The 405-nt window shown below is 28.1% G+C and carries 1 pseudogene; it reads left to right on the forward strand.

From position 1 onward, the window contains the following. Positions 1-61: 61 nt before the first annotated feature. Positions 62-328: pseudogene (locus tag CD032_RS13385) on the forward strand (aminotransferase class III-fold pyridoxal phosphate-dependent enzyme); the annotation flags it as partial. Positions 329-405: the final 77 nt, after the last annotated feature.

The following is a 405-nucleotide window of genomic DNA, read 5'->3' on the forward strand; positions in this document are numbered from 1 at the left end:
TTCATTTTTTTAGTTTACATTTAGATCGCTTAGTTTTATTATCAGTACTAATACAGATATAGGAAAGAGTGGTGAAATGTTTACTTGTAATCATGAAAATGTGCGCTAGCTATCATGTGTCTAGGTAAGACGATTACGGGGGGATTTACCTTTAGCTGCTACTTTAAATTCTCAAAAGATTTATAAAACATTTTCAAGCGATAATCATGGTGTTAATGCATTTTTACATAGCTATACTTACACCGGTAACCAAATAGTATGTTCCATTGCTTTAGAAATTATTGTTACTTTTGTTCCAATTTTAAGCATATTGAATAAAGAAATTTGAAAAATGGTTAATATTTTTGAAAAAGCACTACACAATATATTAGATAAGGATGATTAGTATGAATTTAGCTGAAAAAA

Origin of the sequence: Staphylococcus cohnii subsp. cohnii (assembly GCF_002902365.1) — a bacterium.
GTDB classification, from domain to species: domain Bacteria; phylum Bacillota; class Bacilli; order Staphylococcales; family Staphylococcaceae; genus Staphylococcus; species Staphylococcus cohnii.